The following is a 1,501-nucleotide window of genomic DNA, read 5'->3' as shown; positions in this document are numbered from 1 at the left end:
CTGAATCTTCTACATAAGTCTGTATAGAAAAACTTCATAATAGAATTAAAATCCCCTTTAAAGTAAGCAAAGGGGATTTTAATGTATATAACAGACATATCATCTTGGGCATTAGACCAATTTAAATTTTGTAATCTTGGAGATAAGAGGAGAACCACAAGACTAATCGAGTTAGCAAAGTCGTTATGCAACCATCTAGGGAAAAGTATTTCAGCAAGCTGTGAAGGAGATAGTGCAGTTCTAGAGGGAGGTTATCGATTAATAAGGAATAACCAAGTCAAAGCAAGTTCTATATCTGAAGGCACCTTTAAATCAACGAAGTTAAAATCTAAAAATCGAAGTACTCTATTAGCAATAGAGGACAGTACAAGTCTGTCTTACAAGCATAGTGTGAGGGATGAATTAGGCTACACGGGCGGCGGGAGTAGTAAAGGGGCTTATGCAAGAGGATTGTATGCCCATTCTGTTTTACTTGTTGATGCAGAAAAAGATGAAACACTTGGTTTAATAGGTCAATTACGCTGGATTAGGGATAAGGCAGAGTATGGTAAACATCGCGCCAGGAAACAACGAGCCTATGATGACAAGGAAAGCCATAAATGGGAAGAATCTTCTCTATTAGTACAAAGGCGTATGGGCTCCTTAATGCGCAAAGTGATTTCTGTATGTGATAGAGAATCTGATATCTACGACTATATAAATTTCAAAGTAACCTCGGGACAGCGATTTGTTATAAGAGCAGCCCAGAATCGTCGCTTAGCATCAGGGGGATTTAAACACCTTCATGAAGCCATTAATCATGCTCAAAAACTAGGTGAATACCAAGTAACTATTGCACAAAAAAAAGGGCGTAAGGCTCGAGTATCCCAGATTGAACTTTACTCCTGTAAAGTAAGGCTTAACCCACCAGCACATCATCCTAATCCTTTACTAGAGCCTATCGATATTCACGTTGTTGTGGCTAAAGAAAAAGAAGGAACAGGTTCAGATGAAGGGACTCTATCGTGGACTTTATTCACAACAGAACCCGTAGCTTGTTTTGATGATGCGATTAAAGTGATTAACTATTATAAAATGCGATGGAAGATAGAGGAATTTCATAAAGCATGGAAGACGGGTGCCGGGGTTGAGCGACAGCGTATGCAGTCAGCAGAGAATATTGAAAGAATGGCCGTGATTCTGGCTCCAATAGCGGTACGATTGCTCCAGCTTAAAGAGCATGTTGAGAAAAATAAAAAAGAAAATACCTATGTTGCGAAGCAACATTCAATCTTATCACAGGAAGAAATGACCGTTTTATGGTTATCCATGCAACCCAAAAAAGAAGCGACTAAACCATTACCAGCAATCTTGCCGGATGCAGAATGGGTCTACAAATCCATTGCAAAACTAGGTGGATGGACAGATACAAAGCGATTAGGAAAAGCAAGTTGGAAAACGCTCTGGGAGGGATGGTTTAAACTCCAAGAGCGTTTAGAAGGTTACTTGTTGTACAAAAAAT

Annotated in this window: 1 protein-coding gene; it reads left to right on the top strand. The window is 39.4% G+C overall.

The genetic code is table 11. From position 1 onward, the window contains the following. Positions 1-81 precede the first annotated feature (81 nt). Positions 82-1,501 (top strand): IS4 family transposase (locus tag ACN4Z1_RS15875; RefSeq protein ID WP_419388381.1); only part of this gene is annotated, 1,420 nt, incomplete at its 3' end.

This window comes from Legionella sp. ST3F1 (assembly GCF_048553315.1).
GTDB classification, from domain to species: Bacteria; Pseudomonadota; Gammaproteobacteria; order Legionellales; family Legionellaceae; genus Tatlockia; species Tatlockia donaldsonii.
This window is presented reverse-complemented; position numbering and strand designations above follow the sequence as displayed.